At 74.2% G+C, this 14755-nt stretch carries 12 protein-coding genes and 1 pseudogene; 8 read left to right on the top strand and 5 right to left on the bottom strand.

The window, feature by feature from the left end:
• Window positions 1–1968 carry a vWA domain-containing protein gene (locus HT134_RS25830; RefSeq protein WP_175603020.1) on the top strand — a complete coding sequence of 656 codons (1968 nt, stop codon included), beginning with the start codon at window positions 1–3 and terminating at the stop codon, window positions 1966–1968.
• Between the two features lie 23 nt (window positions 1969–1991).
• Here HT134_RS25830 and HT134_RS25825 read toward each other — a convergent pair whose 3' ends face one another.
• Window positions 1992–2414, bottom strand: a complete 423-nt coding sequence (locus HT134_RS25825) for a DUF6292 family protein (RefSeq protein WP_312888425.1) — start codon at window positions 2412–2414, stop codon at window positions 1992–1994.
• Window positions 2415–2554: 140 nt separating this feature from the next.
• Here HT134_RS25825 and HT134_RS25820 point away from each other — a divergent pair, with 140 nt between their 5' ends.
• Together HT134_RS25820 and HT134_RS25815 are read left to right on the top strand one after the other, a co-directional pair.
• A complete protein-coding gene (locus HT134_RS25820) occupies window positions 2555–2698 on the top strand; it encodes a hypothetical protein (RefSeq protein WP_175603019.1) in 144 nt (47 codons plus the stop codon).
• 10 nt (window positions 2699–2708) lie between these two features.
• Complete coding sequence (locus HT134_RS25815; protein WP_175603018.1) at window positions 2709–3140, top strand: DUF2269 family protein; 432 nt, start codon at window positions 2709–2711, stop codon at window positions 3138–3140.
• A gap of 25 nt (window positions 3141–3165) precedes the next feature.
• Here the strand turns inward: HT134_RS25815 and HT134_RS25810 are convergent, their stop codons facing one another.
• Both HT134_RS25810 and HT134_RS25805 read right to left on the bottom strand, forming a co-directional pair.
• A complete protein-coding gene (locus HT134_RS25810) occupies window positions 3166–4305 on the bottom strand; it encodes a cystathionine gamma-synthase (protein ID WP_175603017.1) in 1140 nt (379 codons plus the stop codon).
• 27 nt (window positions 4306–4332) lie between these two features.
• Window positions 4333–4542, bottom strand: coding sequence for a hypothetical protein (locus HT134_RS25805; RefSeq protein ID WP_175603016.1), 210 nt, complete (start codon window positions 4540–4542; stop codon window positions 4333–4335).
• A 212-nt stretch (window positions 4543–4754) separates the two neighbouring features.
• Here HT134_RS25805 and HT134_RS48150 point away from each other — a divergent pair.
• Window positions 4755–5759, top strand: a pseudogene (locus tag HT134_RS48150) (sensor histidine kinase); the annotation flags it as partial.
• Here HT134_RS48150 and HT134_RS25800 read toward each other — a convergent pair.
• A complete protein-coding gene (locus tag HT134_RS25800; protein WP_175603117.1) occupies window positions 5676–8954 on the bottom strand; it encodes an AfsR/SARP family transcriptional regulator in 3279 nt (1092 codons plus the stop codon). The pseudogene HT134_RS48150 and the gene HT134_RS25800 sit on opposite strands and share 84 nt — an antisense overlap.
• Before the next feature lie 67 nt (window positions 8955–9021).
• Here HT134_RS25800 and HT134_RS25795 point away from each other — a divergent pair, with 67 nt between their 5' ends.
• Together HT134_RS25795 and HT134_RS25790 are read left to right on the top strand one after the other, a co-directional pair.
• Window positions 9022–9885 (top strand): NAD(P)-dependent oxidoreductase, encoded by an 864-nt coding sequence (locus HT134_RS25795; protein WP_175603015.1) that lies wholly within the window; start codon window positions 9022–9024, stop codon window positions 9883–9885.
• 37 nt (window positions 9886–9922) lie between these two features.
• Window positions 9923–10657, top strand: coding sequence for a dienelactone hydrolase family protein (locus tag HT134_RS25790; protein ID WP_175603014.1), 735 nt, complete (start codon window positions 9923–9925; stop codon window positions 10655–10657).
• A gap of 113 nt (window positions 10658–10770) precedes the next feature.
• On the opposite strand, the gene HT134_RS25785 is transcribed toward HT134_RS25790, so the two are convergent.
• Window positions 10771–12141, bottom strand: a complete 1371-nt coding sequence (locus HT134_RS25785) for a cystathionine beta-synthase (RefSeq protein WP_175603013.1) — start codon at window positions 12139–12141, stop codon at window positions 10771–10773.
• A 128-nt stretch (window positions 12142–12269) separates the two neighbouring features.
• On the opposite strand from HT134_RS25785, the gene HT134_RS25780 reads away from it, so the two are divergent.
• Together HT134_RS25780 and HT134_RS25775 are read left to right on the top strand one after the other, a co-directional pair.
• Window positions 12270–13253, top strand: coding sequence for an SGNH/GDSL hydrolase family protein (locus HT134_RS25780; RefSeq protein WP_175603012.1), 984 nt, complete (start codon window positions 12270–12272; stop codon window positions 13251–13253).
• A 59-nt stretch (window positions 13254–13312) separates the two neighbouring features.
• On the top strand, window positions 13313–14680 hold the full coding sequence (locus HT134_RS25775; RefSeq protein WP_175603011.1) for an outer membrane protein assembly factor BamB family protein: 1368 nt from the start codon (window positions 13313–13315) through the stop codon (window positions 14678–14680).
• Window positions 14681–14755: the final 75 nt, after the last annotated feature.

Genomic DNA, 14755 nt, shown 5'->3' with positions numbered 1-14755 from the left:
ATGGCCTACCGCTATGGCGAGTACCACGACGGCCCCGACCCCCTGGCCCCGCCGTACGACGTGCGGGCGGCGCTGGACGAGATGGGCGACGCCATCCTGTCCGGCTCCACCCCCGTCCACGCCCTGCGTGACCTGCTCAAGCGCGGCCTGCCCGGCGCGCACGACCGCAAGGGCCTCGACGACATGCTGCGCGAGGTGCGCCGCCGCCGCCGCGAGCTGCGCGAGAGCGGCCGCCTCGACGGCACCCTCGAACATGCCCGCGCCCTGCTCGACAAGGCCATCGGCCAGGAGCGGGCCGAGCTGTTCCCCGACCCGTCCGACGACGCGCGGCTGCGCGAGAGCGAGCTCGACGCGCTGCCCGACGACACGGCGAGCGCCATCCAGGAGCTGAGCTCGTACGAGTGGCGCTCGGCCGCCGCCAGGCGGACGTTCGAGGAGCTGCGCGACCTGCTGCGGCGCGAGGTGCTCGACAGCCAGTTCCGGGGGCTGCGCGACGCGCTGGCCGACCCCGACCCGGCGGCCATGGAGCGGGTCCGGCAGATGATGGCCGACCTCAACGACATGCTCGACAAGGACGCCAGGGGCGAGCACACGCCAGACGACTTCGCCGCTTTCATGGACAAGTACGGCGACCTGTTCCCCGAGCACCCGCGCGACCTGGAGGAGCTCGTCGACATCCTGGCCCGCCGCGCCGCCGCCACGCAGCGCATGCTGGCCTCGATGACGCCCGCCCAGCGCGAGGAGCTCAACAACCTCATCAACCAGACGCTCGACCAGGCGGGGCTGTCCGACCAGATGCGCCGGCTCGGCGAGTCGCTCTACGCCCGCCGCCCCGACCTGGCCTGGAACACCCCCGAACGGCTCAGCGGCGAGGAGCCGCTGGGCATGGGCGACGCGGTCTCGGCGCTGGAGGAGCTGGCCGACCTGACCCGGCTGGAGTCGGCGCTGCGCCAGGACTACCCGGGGGCCCGGCTCGACGACATCGACGAGGCCGCGGTCCGCCGGGCCCTCGGCCGTTCGGCGGTGGACGACCTGGAGGCGCTGCGCCGGATCGAGCGCGAGCTGGAGGAGCAGGGCTACCTGCTGCGCCGCAGGGGAAAGCTGGAGCTCACCCCCAAGGCGGTGCGGCGGCTCGGCGAGACCGCGCTGCGCCGGGTGTTCTCCTCGCTGGACGCGGGACGGCGCGGCGACCACGACCAGCGCGACGCGGGCGCGGCGGGTGAGCTGACCGGCTCGTCGCGGCCGTGGCGCTTCGGCGACGAGCAGCCCATCGACGTGGTGCGCACGCTGGTCAACGGCGTCCGCAACGGCGGCCTGCGCCAGGCCCGGGGGACCGCGGGTTCCGCGGTGCGGCTGTCGGTGGACGACTTCGAGGTGGCCGAGACCGAGCGGCGCAGCGCAGCGGCCGTCTGCCTGCTGGTCGACCTGTCGTACTCGATGGCGTTGCGCGGCACCTGGGCGGCGGCCAAGCAGACCGCGCTGGCCCTGCAGGCGCTGGTGGCCTCGAAGTTCCCGCAGGACGCCGTGCAGATCATCGGGTTCTCCAACTACGCGCGCGTGCTGCAGCCGGACGAGCTGGCGGGCCTCGACTGGGACATGGTCCAGGGCACCAACCTGCACCACGCGCTGCTCATCGCGGGCCGCCACCTCGACCGGCACCCCGACTTCGAGCCGGTGGTGCTGGTGGTCACGGACGGCGAGCCGACGGCGCACCTGATGCGCAACGGGCACTCGGCGTTCGAGTGGCCGCCCTCGGCCGAGACGCTGGAGCTGACGCTGGCCGAGGTCGACAAGATGACCAGGCGGCGGGCGACGCTCAACGTCTTCATGCTGGCGGCCGACGAGCGGCTGAAGGAGTTCGTGGACGAGGTGGCCCGCAGGAACGGCGGGCGGGTCTTCTCCCCCAGCGCCGAGCGGCTCGGCGAGTACGTGGTCAGCGACTTCCTGCGGCTGCGCCGGGCCCGCTGACCTGGTCCGCCGGACCGGGACGGTCAGGCGTCGACGAGCCGGGTGTAGAAGTCGAGGGCGACGTCGAAGCCGTCGCGGCAGTTGCGGTGGGAGCGGTAGCAGGGGCGCCAGGCGGTGCTGGAGCCCACGCCCTCGCGGGCGTCGGTGAGCGCCGCCGGCACCCGCTCCGGCCGGGGCAGCAGCCCGCCGCCCAGGTAGCGGACGCCCGACAGCTCGGTGTGCCGGCCGGAGCCGCCGCCGACGTAGCGGCCGAGTCGCCAGCCGCTCTCCTCGTCCCACACCAGGGCGGTGCCGTCGGCGAGCCGCACGGTGACGGCGCGGGGGTCGCACGGACCCTCCCACCAGTCGGAGACCTCGGTGCCGAGCTGTTCGACGACGAGGCGCGCGTAGCAGGCCGGCTGCTTCAGCCATTCGTCGGTGTACGGCTCGACATGCCTGATGGCCACGGAAGACACCCCCATGTGTCCAAAGGGTGAGAAAAGTGGGACGGTCCCCAACCATACCCGGGCCGAACTTATTCCGTTGCCACACCGTCTAGTCATTACGGACGATATTTACGTCCGCGGCGGGGAAGGAGGGGAGCCAAATGTTCGCCATGATCGTATTGATCGTTCTCATGGTGGTGGCCGTGGTCGCCACCGAACTCGTCACGCGCTGCTCCCCCGACGGCAAAGACTGCGCCGAGGCGCCGCTGGGTGTCGAGCCCACGGTCGAGATCGCCGGGGACTAGTCTCAGCGACATGTCGTCCCTGCTTCTCTGGCTGCACATCGGCTTCGCGATCTTCACCGTGGGCCCGCTCACCGCGGTCACCATGGCCGCGCCCCGCGCCATCCGGGCCAAGAACGTGCCCGTCCTGCAGAACATCCAGCGCACGACCCGCATCTACGGCGTCGCGTCGCTGGGTGTCCTGGTGTTCGGCATCGCGCTCGGCGCGGCCGTGGGCGGCGCGATCCTCGGCAAGTGGTACATGACGGCGTCGATGACGCTGTTCATCGTGGCCATCGTGCTCATCGTGCTCATCGACCGCGACCTGCGCGCCGCCGTACGGGTGCTCGCCAGCCCCGACGCGCAGGACGACGCGAAGGTGCAGAACGGCCGGATCGCCGCCATCAGCGGGCTGCTGGCGGTGATCTGGCTCGTCATCCTCTTCCTGATGGTGGTGCCCAGGTAGGCGCCGGCCGCCCCGGGCGCCCGGGTCAGCCCAGCGCCCGGGTCAGGTCGGCGAGCAGGTCGTCGATCGTCTCGATGCCGACCGACAGCCGCACCAGGTCGGCGGGCACCTCCAGCGGCGAGCCGGCCGCGGACGCGTGCGTCATGCGGCCGGGGTGCTCGATCAGCGACTCGACGCCGCCCAGCGACTCGCCCAGCGTGAACAGCTCGGCCCGGTTGCACACCTCGACCGCCGCCTCCTCGCCGCCCTCGACGCGGAAGGACACCATGCCGCCGAACCGCTTCATCTGCTTGGCCGCCGCCTCGTGCCCCGGGTGCTCCTCCAGCCCCGGGTAGAGCACCTGGGTGACCCGCGGGTGGGCGAGCAGGAGGTCGACCACGCGCTCGGCGTTGTCGCAGTGGCGGTCCATGCGCACGCCGAGCGTCTTCAGCCCGCGCAGCGTGAGCCAGGAGTCGAACGGCCCGGCGACCGCGCCCATGGCGTTCTGGTGGTAGGCCAGCTCGTCGCCGAGCCCGCGGTCGGCCGCGATCAGGGCGCCGCCGACCACGTCGGAGTGGCCGCCGACGTACTTGGTGGTGGAGTGGACGACCACGTCGGCGCCCAGCGCCAGCGGCTGCTGGAGGTACGGCGAGGCGAAGGTGTTGTCCACGACCAGCAGCGACCCGTTGTCGTGGGCGAGCTGGGCCAGGGCCGCGATGTCGGCGATGCCGAGCAGCGGGTTGGTCGGCGTCTCCACCCACACGACGCGGGTCTTCTGCGTCATCGCCGACGCCACCGCGTCGAGGTCGCCGAGCGGCACCGGGTCGAAGTGGAGGTCCCAGCGGGAGTTGACCTTGGCGAACAGCCGGTAGGTGCCGCCGTAGGCGTCGTTGGGGATGATGACGTGGTCCTGCGGCTTGCACACCGTGCGCAGCAGGGTGTCCTCGGCCGCCAGGCCCGAGGCGAAGGCCAGCCCGCGCGCCCCGCCCTCGACCGCCGCCAGCGCCTCCTCCAGCGCCGTGCGCGTGGGGTTGGCCGAGCGACTGTACTCGTATCCGGAGCGCAGGCCGCCGACGCCGTCCTGCTTGTACGTGGACGTCGCGTAGATGGGCGGCACGACCGCGCCGGTCAGCGGGTCGGGCTCCTGACCTGCGTGGATCGCCAGGGTTTCGAAACCGTTCGTCATAGGCCCCACGGTAACGGACACCCGGCGTCAGGCGGCGGCGGGCTCGTGCCGGTCGTCGCGGTCCCGCTTCGCCAGCCGCAGCACCCGGGCCTCCTCGCGCGGCACCTCGATGTGGCGGCCGCTGCCGCCCTCCGCGTGCTCCCCGTTGATCCGCGAGAGCAGCACCGGGTCGGCCAGCGCGAGCAGCAGCGCGACACCCAGCCCGACACCCAGCAACGTGAATCCGATGACCACCATGGCCTCGTCCCCCTTTCGGACTCCTCCAGCATCCGCCGCCGGCCCCGGCCGCCGCCTCCGCTGAAGGGCCGGTCCTGGCCCGCGGCGCTCGGCCGAACGGCCGATACGGGCACTCCGACTTCCGGCCTAGGCTCCAGGGCGTGGCCGACGGCAAGCGCATCGTGTACTGGATCAGACGGCTGAGCGAGATCGCCGTGCTCGGCTGGCTGGGCATGATGCTGCTGCTGGACCTCGTCCTCGCGGCCAAGGACGGCGGGCCGCAGTGGCTCGTGCCCCTCGCGGGCGCCGCGGGCATGGTGGCGGTGGCGCTGCGCCGCCGGTGGCGGCTGGAGGGGTTCGCGGCGATGGCGGGCATGTCCGTCGCCGTCACGCTGGTCTTCGCGGCCACCTCCACGCCCGGCGCGCCCGGGTCGGCCGAGGCCGGCGCGCTGCTCGTCCTCACCATCGGCGTGCTGCGCCACGTGGAGCCGATCCGGCGGGCGGCCGTGCTGTGCGTCGTCACGCTGGTCGTGCTCATGGCCGAGGGCATCTGGCGCCTGGCCGACGGGAACGGGATCGCGTTCTCGTTCCTGCTGTTCGCCGGCTGGTCCACCGCCGCCGGCATCGGCGGCTACCTGCGTTTCCAGCAGGAACGCCGCAACGAGGCCGTCCACGCCGTACGCCGGTCGGAGCGCTTGGAGCTGGCCCGGGAGCTGCACGACCTCGTCGCCCACCACATCACCGGCATCGTGGTCCAGGCGCAGGCGGCCCGCACGGTCGCCGAGACGAAACCCGAAGCCGTGGTGCCCGCCCTCGACGCCATCGCCGGGGCCGGCGGCGACGCGCTCAGCGCCATGCGGCGCCTGGTCACGGTCCTGCGGGCGGAGGACGAGGCGGCCCGCACCCCCGGCACGTCGCTGACCGACCTGCGCGAGCTGACCGAGCGGTTCTCGGCGAACGGGCCGAGGGTGGCGTTCGAGATCGGGCAGGGCATCGACGACCGCACGCTGCCGCCCGAGGTGATGACCACGCTGCACCGGGTGCTGCGCGAGGCGCTGACCAACATCCGCAAGCACGCGCCGGGGGCGTCGTGGATCGAGGCGGGCCTGCGGCTGGCCGGCCAGGTAGCGGTCCTGCGGGTCAGCAACTTCGGGTCAGCGTCGGATCCGCGGCTCGCGCGGCTGGGCGGCGGGTTCGGCCTGGTCGGGATGGCCGAGCGGGTGGAGGCGCTCGGCGGCAGGCTGTACGCCGGGCCGACCCCCGAGGGCGCCTGGGAGGTGGTGGCCGAGTTCCCCCTCCCCTGAGCCGCGCCGTCCCGAGGCGTAGGCGTCCCACCACGCCGCCTCTCCGAGCGCTTCCCGTACCCGGGTGGTGATCCGGTCCACGTCGAGCCGCTCGGCGGCGGGCAGCGGCGCCCCCGCCTCCTCCCGCGCGGCCGCCGCCGCGCCCAGCAGGCGCGCCGCCTCGGCGTGGTCCCCCGCGAGGGACACCGCGCCCGCGAGCCCCTCCAGGGCCAGCGCCATCGCACGGGGGTCGCCGCTGGCCAGGGCGGCCTCGTGCCCGGCCCGCTGCCGGGCCAGCGCCGTCGCGGCGTCGCCGCGCTGCTCGGCGGCGAAGCCCAGCTCCGCCATGACGAACGCGATGCCGGGCGTCCCGCGCACCTCCCGCAGCCAGCCGAGCCACGGGGTGAGCAGCGCCTCCGCCTCCGCGTACCTGCCCTGCCGCCGGGCGCTCACCGCCAGGCCGAGCACGGCGTACTCCTCGGCCGACTTGTACGACTGCGCCACGGCCAGCCGCCGGGCCCGCTCGTGCCGCTCGTCGGCGGCGGCGTAGTCGCCGGCCAGCAGGGCGATCCGGCCCAGCGCCGACAGCTTGAAGGGCACCTCGAAGCCGAGCCGCTCGGCCAGGCGCAGCCCCTCCTCGCGCAGCCGGGCCGCCTCCGCGTGGTCGCCGCGGGCCTCGGCGAGCCGGTCGAGGGCGTCCATGGCCTCCATCCGGCCCCAGTCGTCGCCCAGCTCGGTGAACAGCGCGAGGCCGCGCTCGCTGTCGCGCCGCATCGCGTCCAGGTCGCCCCGGACCAGGGCCAGCTTGGCCCGCAGGGTCAGCGTGGCGGCGACGCCCCACCGGTCGCCCATCCCTTCGAACACGGCCAGCGCCCGGTCGGCGGCGGCCCGGTGCTCCTCCTGGTCGCCGTACGCCCACCGGACATGGCTGAGGAACCACGAGGCGAGGGCGTCGGCGTGGGCGTCGAGACCGGCGCACAGGACCTCGGGCGGGGTCTCGCCGCTGAGCAGCGTCATCCCGGCCAGCCACACGGACGCCACGGCGGCCTCGGCCGCCTGGCCGGACGAGCCGCCGCGAGCGGGCGCGGCCGACGTCCCGCCGGGGACGGTGGCGAGGGCGGCGGTCAGGGAACGGCGGGCCTCCCCCAGCCGGCCGCGCAGGTACCAGTACCAGGCCAGCGCGTTGACCAGGCGCAACGGCTCGGGCCCGGCCAGCGCGAGCCGCAGGTTGGCGGTTTCCAGGTCGAGCCGTTCCAGCCACTCCACCTGGCGCGGCCCGCGCAGCTCCGCCCGTACCGCCAGCTCCGTGTAGTGGCGGGCGTGCCGTTCCCTGATCGCGTCCAGCTCGCCCGCCTCGGCGAGCCGCTCGGCGCAGTACGCGGACACCGACTCCAGCAGCCGGTAACGCGGCCCCGGCGTGACCACGACCAGCGACCGGTCCACGAGCCGGGCCACGGCGTCCAGCACGTCCACGCCGGGCTCGGCGCAGACCTCCTCGGCGGCCTCCAGCGTGCAGCCGTCGGCGTGGACGGACAGCCGGCGCAGGACCACCCGCTCCGGCTCGGTCAGCAGCTCCCAGCTCCAGTCGATCGCGGCCCGGAGCGTCCGCTGCCGCGCGGGCGCGTCGCGCATGCCGGCGCTGAGCAGCCTGAACCGGTCGTCGAGCCGCTCGGCCACGCCCCGCACGCCCAGCGCGCGCACCCGCGTCGCCGCCAGCTCCAGGGCGAGCGGGATGCCGTCCAGGCGGCGGCAGATGGTGGCGACGGCGTCGTCCGGCTCGACGCCGGCGCGGGCCGCGAACAGCCGCACGGCCTCGGGCTCCGGCAGCGGCGCCACGGACAGCAGGCGCTCTCCCGTCACGCCCAGCGGCTCCTGGCTGGTGGCGAGGGCGCGCAGCCCGGGCGCCGCCTTCAGCAGCCGCGCCACCAGGCCGGCCGCGTCGGCCACGACGTGCTCGCAGTTGTCGAGCACGAGCAGGGCCCGCTTGCCGGCCAGGGCCCGCGCCAGGCGGGGCGGCAGCGGGCCGGCGCCGTCGTCGCGCACGCCCAGCACGGCCGCCACCGCCTCCGCGACGTCCCCGGCCCCCGCCAGCTCGACCAGCCACACCCCGTCGGGGAACTCCTCCGGGCCCGTGCGGGCCCGGGCCGCTTCGAGGGCGAGGCGGGTCTTGCCCACGCCGCCCGGCCCGGTCAGCGTCACCAGCCGGCTCGCGGCCAGCAGGTCCCGGACGGCGGCCAGCTCATCGCCCCGGCCGACGAGGTCGCTGAGAGCCGCGGGCAGGTTCGTGCCCGACGGGTGCTGCGTGCTGGTCAGGCGCGGCCGGTCGGAGGCGGTCGTGGGCGGGACGGGGACGGGCGCCGTCAGGACGGGCGCGGAGAGCCCCCTGAAGGGCCCCGCGAGGGCGCCGGCGGACAGGGCGGGGTCCTGGCGCAGGATGGCCGCGTGCAGCGCCCTGAGCTCCGGTGACGGGTCCAGCCCCAGCTCCTCGGCCAGGAGGTCGCGCAGCTCGCCGTAGCTGGCCAGGGCCTCGCTCTGCCGTCCGCGCCGGTAGAGCGCGAGGATGTGGAGCGCGCGCAGCCGTTCGCGCAGGGGGTGGAGGGCCACGAGACCCGCCAGGTCGGCGTCCTCGCCGAGCGCCAGCCGCGCCTCCGCCCGCTCTTCGAGGGCCGCCAGCCGCGCCTCCTCCAGGCGGGCGACCTCCGGCCGGGCGAAGCCCAGGTCGGCGAACTCCGCGTACGCGGGCCCGCGCCACAGCGCCAGCGCCTCCTCCAGCCGTGCCAGCCGCTCCCTCAGCGCCACGGCCTGCGCCTTCCCCGGCTCCGCCCGCGACGGGGAGCGGCCGACGAGGTCGAGGAAGCGGGACGCGTCGGTGTCCGCCGGCGCCAGGCGGTAACCCGCCGGCCCGTAGGTGATCAGCCCCGGCACCCCGAGCGCCCGCCGGAGCTGCGAGACCCGCGCCTGGAGCGTGCCCGCCGGGTTGCGCGGCAGCCGCTCGCCCCACAGGTCGTCGATGAGCCGGTCGACCGGCACCGGCCCGCCGCCGTGCGCCAGCAGGTCGGCCAGCAGGGCACGCACCTTCGGCTCGGCCACCCGGACCGGGCCGCCGTCGTCCGCCCACACCGCCAGCGGGCCGAGCACACCGAAACGCACCACGATGATTGCCAACCCGTAGCGGGCCCGAAGGAATTCCGTAGCGCCCGGGCGCAGGCTGGGCCGCATGAATGATGTGACGGTGATCGGCCTCGGGCCGATGGGTTCGACGATGGCGGCGACCTTCCTCGCCGCCGGCCACGACGTGACGGTGTGGAACCGCACGGCGAGCAAGGCCGAGCCGCTGGTGGCCAGGGGCGCCAGGCTCGCCGCCTCCCCCGGTGACTCGGGCGAGCTGCTGGTGATCAGCCAGCTCGACTACCAGGCGATGTACGACAGCCTCGGCGATCTGCGGCTGGACGGGAAGGTGCTGGTGAACCTCAGCTCCGGCACCCCGGAGGAGCTGAGGTCGGCGGCCCGGTGGGTGGCCGAGCGCGGCGGCACGCTGGTCACGGCCGGGATCATGGTGCCGCCTCCCGGCATCGGGCAGCCCGGCGCGTACGTCTTCTACAGCGGCCCCGAGGACGCCGTGGACCGGCACGCCGCGACGCTTAAGGCCCTGGGCGACGTCCACTACATGGGCGCCGACGAGGGTTTGGCGATGATGTTCTACCAGGCCCAGCTCCTGGTCTTCTGGTCGAGCCTGACCAGCTACATGCACGCGCTCGCGCTGCTCGGCACGGCCGGGGTCGAGCCCGCGGTGTTCCTGCCGTACGCCCGGGAGATGTTCACCCAGCTCGGCGGCGAGGGCCCGATGGGCTTCGCGAAGATCCTGGCCGAGGAGGTCGAGGCCGGGGTGTACCCGGGCGAGCTCAACAGCCTCACCATGCAGGCCGTCGGCATGGGCCACGTCGTCCACGCGCTGCGGGACGCGGGGGTGGAGACCACGGTGCCCGGCGCGCTGAAGGCGCTGTTCGAGCGGGCCGCCTTCGCGGAGGGGCGCGGCCACGAGGGTCTGGGCACCGTGTTCGAGTCCATCAAGAAGCCGTAACCGTCGCCGGGCGGCAGGCCTGTTACGTTACGTCCCGATGAGACACCAGGTGCGTGTTCCCCTGCCGGACGGCGGCTCCCTGACCGCGATGGTGGCGCTGCCCGACGGGGAGGCGCCGGCGGGAGGATGGCCGGGCGCCGTGGTCGTGCACGAGATCTACGGCGTCGAACCCGACATGCTCGACGTGGTGGACCTGTTCGCCGCGCACGGGTACGCGGCGGTGCTGCCCGACCTGTACAGCCACGGCAGCAGGGCCGGATGCCTGGCCCGGGCCATGCATCAGCTCACGACCGGCAGACCCGGCCGGCCGGCCGCCGACATCGACGCGACCCGGCGCTGGCTGGCCGGCCGCGACGACGTGGACGGCGACCGGCTCGGCGTGATCGGGTTCTGCATGGGCGGCGGGTTCGCCCTGGCGTACGCGGCGAGCGCGCCGCCCGGGGTGCGCGCCGCCTCGGTGAACTACGGCATGGTCCCCCGCGACCCGGAGGAGCTGCGGCCGGTGTGTCCGGTCGTGGGCTCCTACGGCGGTCGCGACCGGGGGTTCCGCTCGCACGGCGCCCGCCTGCGCGCGCACATGCGGGCGCTCGGCATCGAGCACGACGTCGAGATCTACCCGGCCGCCGGGCATTCCTTCATGACCGACGGCCACCACCCCGTCGCGCGGCTCGCGCTGTTCCCGCTGAGCCACGGCCACGTGGCCGCGGCGGCGGACGACGCGTGGCGGCGCACGTTCGCCTTCTTCGACGAACATGTCGCCGGCCACGCGTAGCGCCGCCGGGGAGCCGTCCCCGTGGCCGGCTCAGAGGTCGGCCCAGCGGGTCGGCCAGTGGTCGGCCAGCGGTCGGCCCAGCGGGTCGTCCAGCGGTCGGCCCCGTGGTCGGCTCAGTGGTTGGCGAGGAAGGCGAGCAGGTCCTGGCGGGTGATGAGCCCGGAGGGCTTGCCGTCCTCCAGCACCACCGCGGCGTCGGCCTTCTCCAGCGCCTCGACGGCCCGCGCCACCGGCTCGCCGCTGCCCAGCGTCGGCAGCGGCGCCGACATGTGCTCGGCGATCGGGTCGTCGGACGACAGCTTGCCGTGGTAGAGCGCCTCCAGCAGGTCGCGCTCGACGATCGAGCCGACGACCTCGGCGGCCATGACCGGCGGCTCCTCCTTCATGACCGGGAGCTGCGAGACGGAGTACTCGCGCATGATCGCGATGGCCGTGCCGACCGACTCGTGCGGGTGGGCGTGCACGAACTCGGGCATGTGCGCGCCCTTGCGCGCCAGCACGTCGCCGACCAGGCCCTCGTCCGAGGTCTCGGTCAGGAAGCCGTAGTCGGCCATCCAGTCGTCGTTGAAGATCTTGGACAGGTAGCCGCGCCCGCCGTCGGGCAGCAGCACGACCACGACGTCGTCGGGCCCGGCCTTGGCCGCGACCTGGAGGGCCGCGACCACGGCCATGCCGCACGAGCCGCCCACGAGCAGCCCCTCCTCGCGGGCGAGGCGGCGGGTCATGGTGAAGGAGTCCTTGTCGGACACCGCGATGATCTCGTCGCAGATCCCGGTGTCGTAGGTGGCGGGCCAGATGTCCTCGCCGACGCCCTCCACGAGGTACGGCCGGCCGGAGCCGCCGGAGTAGACCGAGCCCTCGGGGTCAGCCCCGATGATCTTCACTCGGCCGCCGGAGACCTCCTTGAGGTAACGCCCCGTGCCGCTGATCGTGCCGCCCGTGCCGATGCCGGCCACGAAGTGGGTGATCCTGCCCTCGGTCTGCTCCCACAGCTCGGGCCCCGTCGAGTGGTAGTGGGAGTCGGGGTTGTTGACGTTGGAGTACTGGTCGGGCTTCCAGGCGTTGGGCGTCTCCCGGGCGAGCCGGTCGGAGACCGAGTAGTAGGACTCGGGGTGGTCCGGGGCGACGGCGGTCGGGCAGACCACGACCTCGGCGCCGTAGGCCCGCAGCACCGCGATCTTGTCCTGGGCGACCTTGTCCGGCACCACGAACAGGCACCGGTAGCCCTGCTGCTGGGCCACGATGGCCAGGCCGACGCCCGTGTTGCCCGAGGTCGGCTCGACGATGACACCCCCGGGCCGCAGCTGGCCGGACGCCTCCGCGGCCTCGATCATGCGGACGGCGATCCGGTCCTTGACCGAACCACCGGGGTTGAAGTACTCGACCTTGGCGAGCACCTGGGCGGGCACCCCCGCGGAGACCTTGTGCAGCCTGACGAGCGGCGTGTTGCCCATGAGCTCGACCAGGGAATCGTGTACGCGCACCGAGGTGTTCACCTTCTTTGCCAAAGCTTGATCAGCTTGCCCGTCGCCGAGGACCCGTGGGGGTGGCGGGCGCTCGGCTAGTTTTCAAGCAAACGCTACCGCCGAGTTCGGATGAGGGGAGAACCCACATGGTCTGGGCAGCGGGGGTGGCGAGGGCCGCCCGGAAGATCGCCATCGCGGCGGCCCTCGGAGGCGGCGGCCTGACGGCCCTGGGAGCCACGGCGTACGGGCTGCTGCTCGTGGAGGGCCTGGTCGCGCGCAAGGCCATCGGCCGGCCGCACGGGCTGGACGGGCCGCCCTCCGACGGCCTCTACGGCGCCTACACCGGCCCGCCGGTGCGGCTGGTGATGCTGGGCGACTCCACCTCCATCGGGCTCGGCGTGAGCACTCCCGGCAGGACGCCGGGCGTGCTCATCGCGGAGGGCCTGGCGCACGTGGCCGAGCGGCCGGTGCGGCTGGACGTGCTCGGCAAGTCGGGCGCGCCGTCGGCGGCGCTGGCCGAACAGGTGGACCGGGCACTGCGCCTGGACCCGGACGTGGCGGTCATCTTCGTCGGCGCGAACGACGTGGTGACGCAGACGCCGCCCGCGATGGCCGTGCGCCACCTGGTCAAGGCCGTGCGGCGGCTGCGGGAGGCGGGCGCCGAGGTGGTCGTGGGCACCTGCCCGGACCTCGGCACCGTACGTCCCATCGCGCAGCCCCTGCGCTGGGTGACGCGGCGCTGGAGCCGCCAGCTCGCCGCGGCGCAGACCGTGGCCGTCGTGGACGCGGGCGGCCGGACGGTGGCGTTCGCCGACCTCCTGGGCCCGGAATTCGACACGAATCCGGGCGAGATGTTCGGACCGGATCGTTTCCATCCATCTGACCGAGGTTACGCCTCGGCCGCTTACGCGGTGCTACCTTCTGTATGCACTGCGTTGGGGTTGTGGCCCGAACCGCGACCCGCGCGCGGCGAAGGACTGCAACCGATTTACCTCGCGGCGGCCACGGCCGCGGAGGAGTCCGGCACCGAGGTTTCCGCGACCCGGGTCGCGGGGCGGGCGACGGGTCCCTATGGCAGATGGGTGACGTTGTTCCGCCGCCGCCCCGGCGAGATGGTCAACGACGCCTGACACCGGTCACCCTCCGCTCCTGGGCCGTCACCCCTCGTCCCCTTTGGAGTGGATGGACCGTGCTCCGGCCTCTCAAGCAACCCGCCCTCGCTCTCGCCGGCGCCCTCGCCGCGACCACGACCCTGGCCGGCTGCTCAGGCAGCGACGCGGCCACGGCGGCCTTCCCGGCCTGGCACGACGCCCAGGTCAACGTCGTCAGCCGGATGGTCACCGCCGGCGGGGTGGTCGCGGCCACGTCGATGAAGCCCGACGGCACGCTGGAGACCGTCGCCACCGGCCTGTCCGACGGCAAGCGGCTGTGGGCGCAGCCGGCCACGATGGCGGGCCGGCTGCCGGGCATGGGCGTCTCCGCCCCGGCCCTCGTGGACTTCCCCGGACAGGGCGGCGGGCGCGAGGCCGTGGTGGTGGCGCTCGACCCCGCGCACAAGGGCCGCTGGACCGCCACGCTCGTCGCCCGCGACGCCCGCACCGGCCGGCAGCGCTGGTCGCGGCCGATCCACTCGACCTTCGGCCCGCAGCGCTGCGGCCCGTACGTGTGCCTGGCCGAGAACACCGCCCTGGCCTCGGCGCGCGTGGTCGTGCTCGACCCGGCCACGGGGACGGTCAAGTGGAAGCTGCCGGGCATCGCCGAGGTCGAGTGGTCCGACGACGAGCGGGTGCTCATGCTGCGCCTCGCCGCCGAGCCGACGATCGAGTCGTACGAGCTGAAGACCGGCAAGCCGCAGTGGCAGCAGCCGATCGAGCAGGCGCTCGGCCCGGGCATCGACCTGTCGGGCGGCTGGGCGTTCGGCGCGGCCGGCCCCGACCTGGTCGGCTACCTCGCCCCCTACACCAACCCGCGCACGAAGAAGATGTCCACGTTCGGCCTGTTCTCGGTGAAGATCGCCGACGGCACGGTCAACTGGATGCGGCCGTCGGTGGTGCGCGTCTACCCGAGCGGCAGCCCCGGCTTCGCGCCGGTGGTGCGCCCGGTCGACCAGCGGGGCGGCTACGGCGGCTTCGCCCGGCTCGACGCCGGCACGGGGCGGGTGGTCGGCCAGATCACCGCCGCCGAGGTGCCCGGCTCGGGGTGGTGGCTGGCCTTCCCCGACCGCATGGACAAGCTGGGCTTCCTCAAGCACGGCGCGAAGGGCACGGTCTTCGACCTGGCCGCCGGCCGTCCGGTGCCGGTCGAGGAGGAGCGCGGCTGGTCGTTCTGCGTGACCGACCCCAAGCCGCTGCCGCTGCGCGGGCAGCCGGCCGGGTTCTACTCGGTGGCGTCCCTGTGCGAGTACGACCTCGCGACGGGCAAGCGGGTCTCCGGGGAGCAGCCCCCGCCGTCGTGGTTCACCGGCAGCCAGAACGGCTGGCGGCTGTGGCGCGACGAGAAGGGCGGCATGCGCGCCGTCAACGACAACACCGCCCCGGCGCCCGGCATGTACGGCTGACCGAAGTTCGCAGAGCGGCAAGAAGAGGCGGACATCTCATCACCGACGGGTCCCTGGCCCCTCCGCAGCGCTGGA

This window comes from Nonomuraea rhodomycinica (assembly GCF_013363995.1).
Taxonomy (GTDB): Bacteria; Actinomycetota; Actinomycetes; order Streptosporangiales; family Streptosporangiaceae; genus Nonomuraea; species Nonomuraea rhodomycinica.
The sequence above is the reverse complement of the archived record's forward strand: the minus strand, read 5'-3'. Positions and strand labels throughout refer to the sequence as shown.

Excerpts from the sequence above, each read along its gene's own strand:
- HT134_RS25830 (WP_175603020.1), top strand. The coding sequence starts at position 1 with ATGGCCTACCGCTATGGCGAGTACCACGACGGCCCCGACCCCCTGGCC.
- HT134_RS25820 (WP_175603019.1), top strand. The coding sequence starts at position 2,555 with ATGTTCGCCATGATCGTATTGATCGTTCTCATGGTGGTGGCCGTGGTC.
- HT134_RS25815 (WP_175603018.1), top strand. The coding sequence starts at position 2,709 with ATGTCGTCCCTGCTTCTCTGGCTGCACATCGGCTTCGCGATCTTCACC.
- HT134_RS25810 (WP_175603017.1), bottom strand. The coding sequence starts at position 4,305 with ATGACGAACGGTTTCGAAACCCTGGCGATCCACGCAGGTCAGGAGCCC.
- HT134_RS25805 (WP_175603016.1), bottom strand. The coding sequence starts at position 4,542 with ATGGTGGTCATCGGATTCACGTTGCTGGGTGTCGGGCTGGGTGTCGCG.
- HT134_RS25795 (WP_175603015.1), top strand. The coding sequence starts at position 9,022 with ATGAATGATGTGACGGTGATCGGCCTCGGGCCGATGGGTTCGACGATG.
- HT134_RS25790 (WP_175603014.1), top strand. The coding sequence starts at position 9,923 with ATGAGACACCAGGTGCGTGTTCCCCTGCCGGACGGCGGCTCCCTGACC.
- HT134_RS25780 (WP_175603012.1), top strand. The coding sequence starts at position 12,270 with ATGGTCTGGGCAGCGGGGGTGGCGAGGGCCGCCCGGAAGATCGCCATC.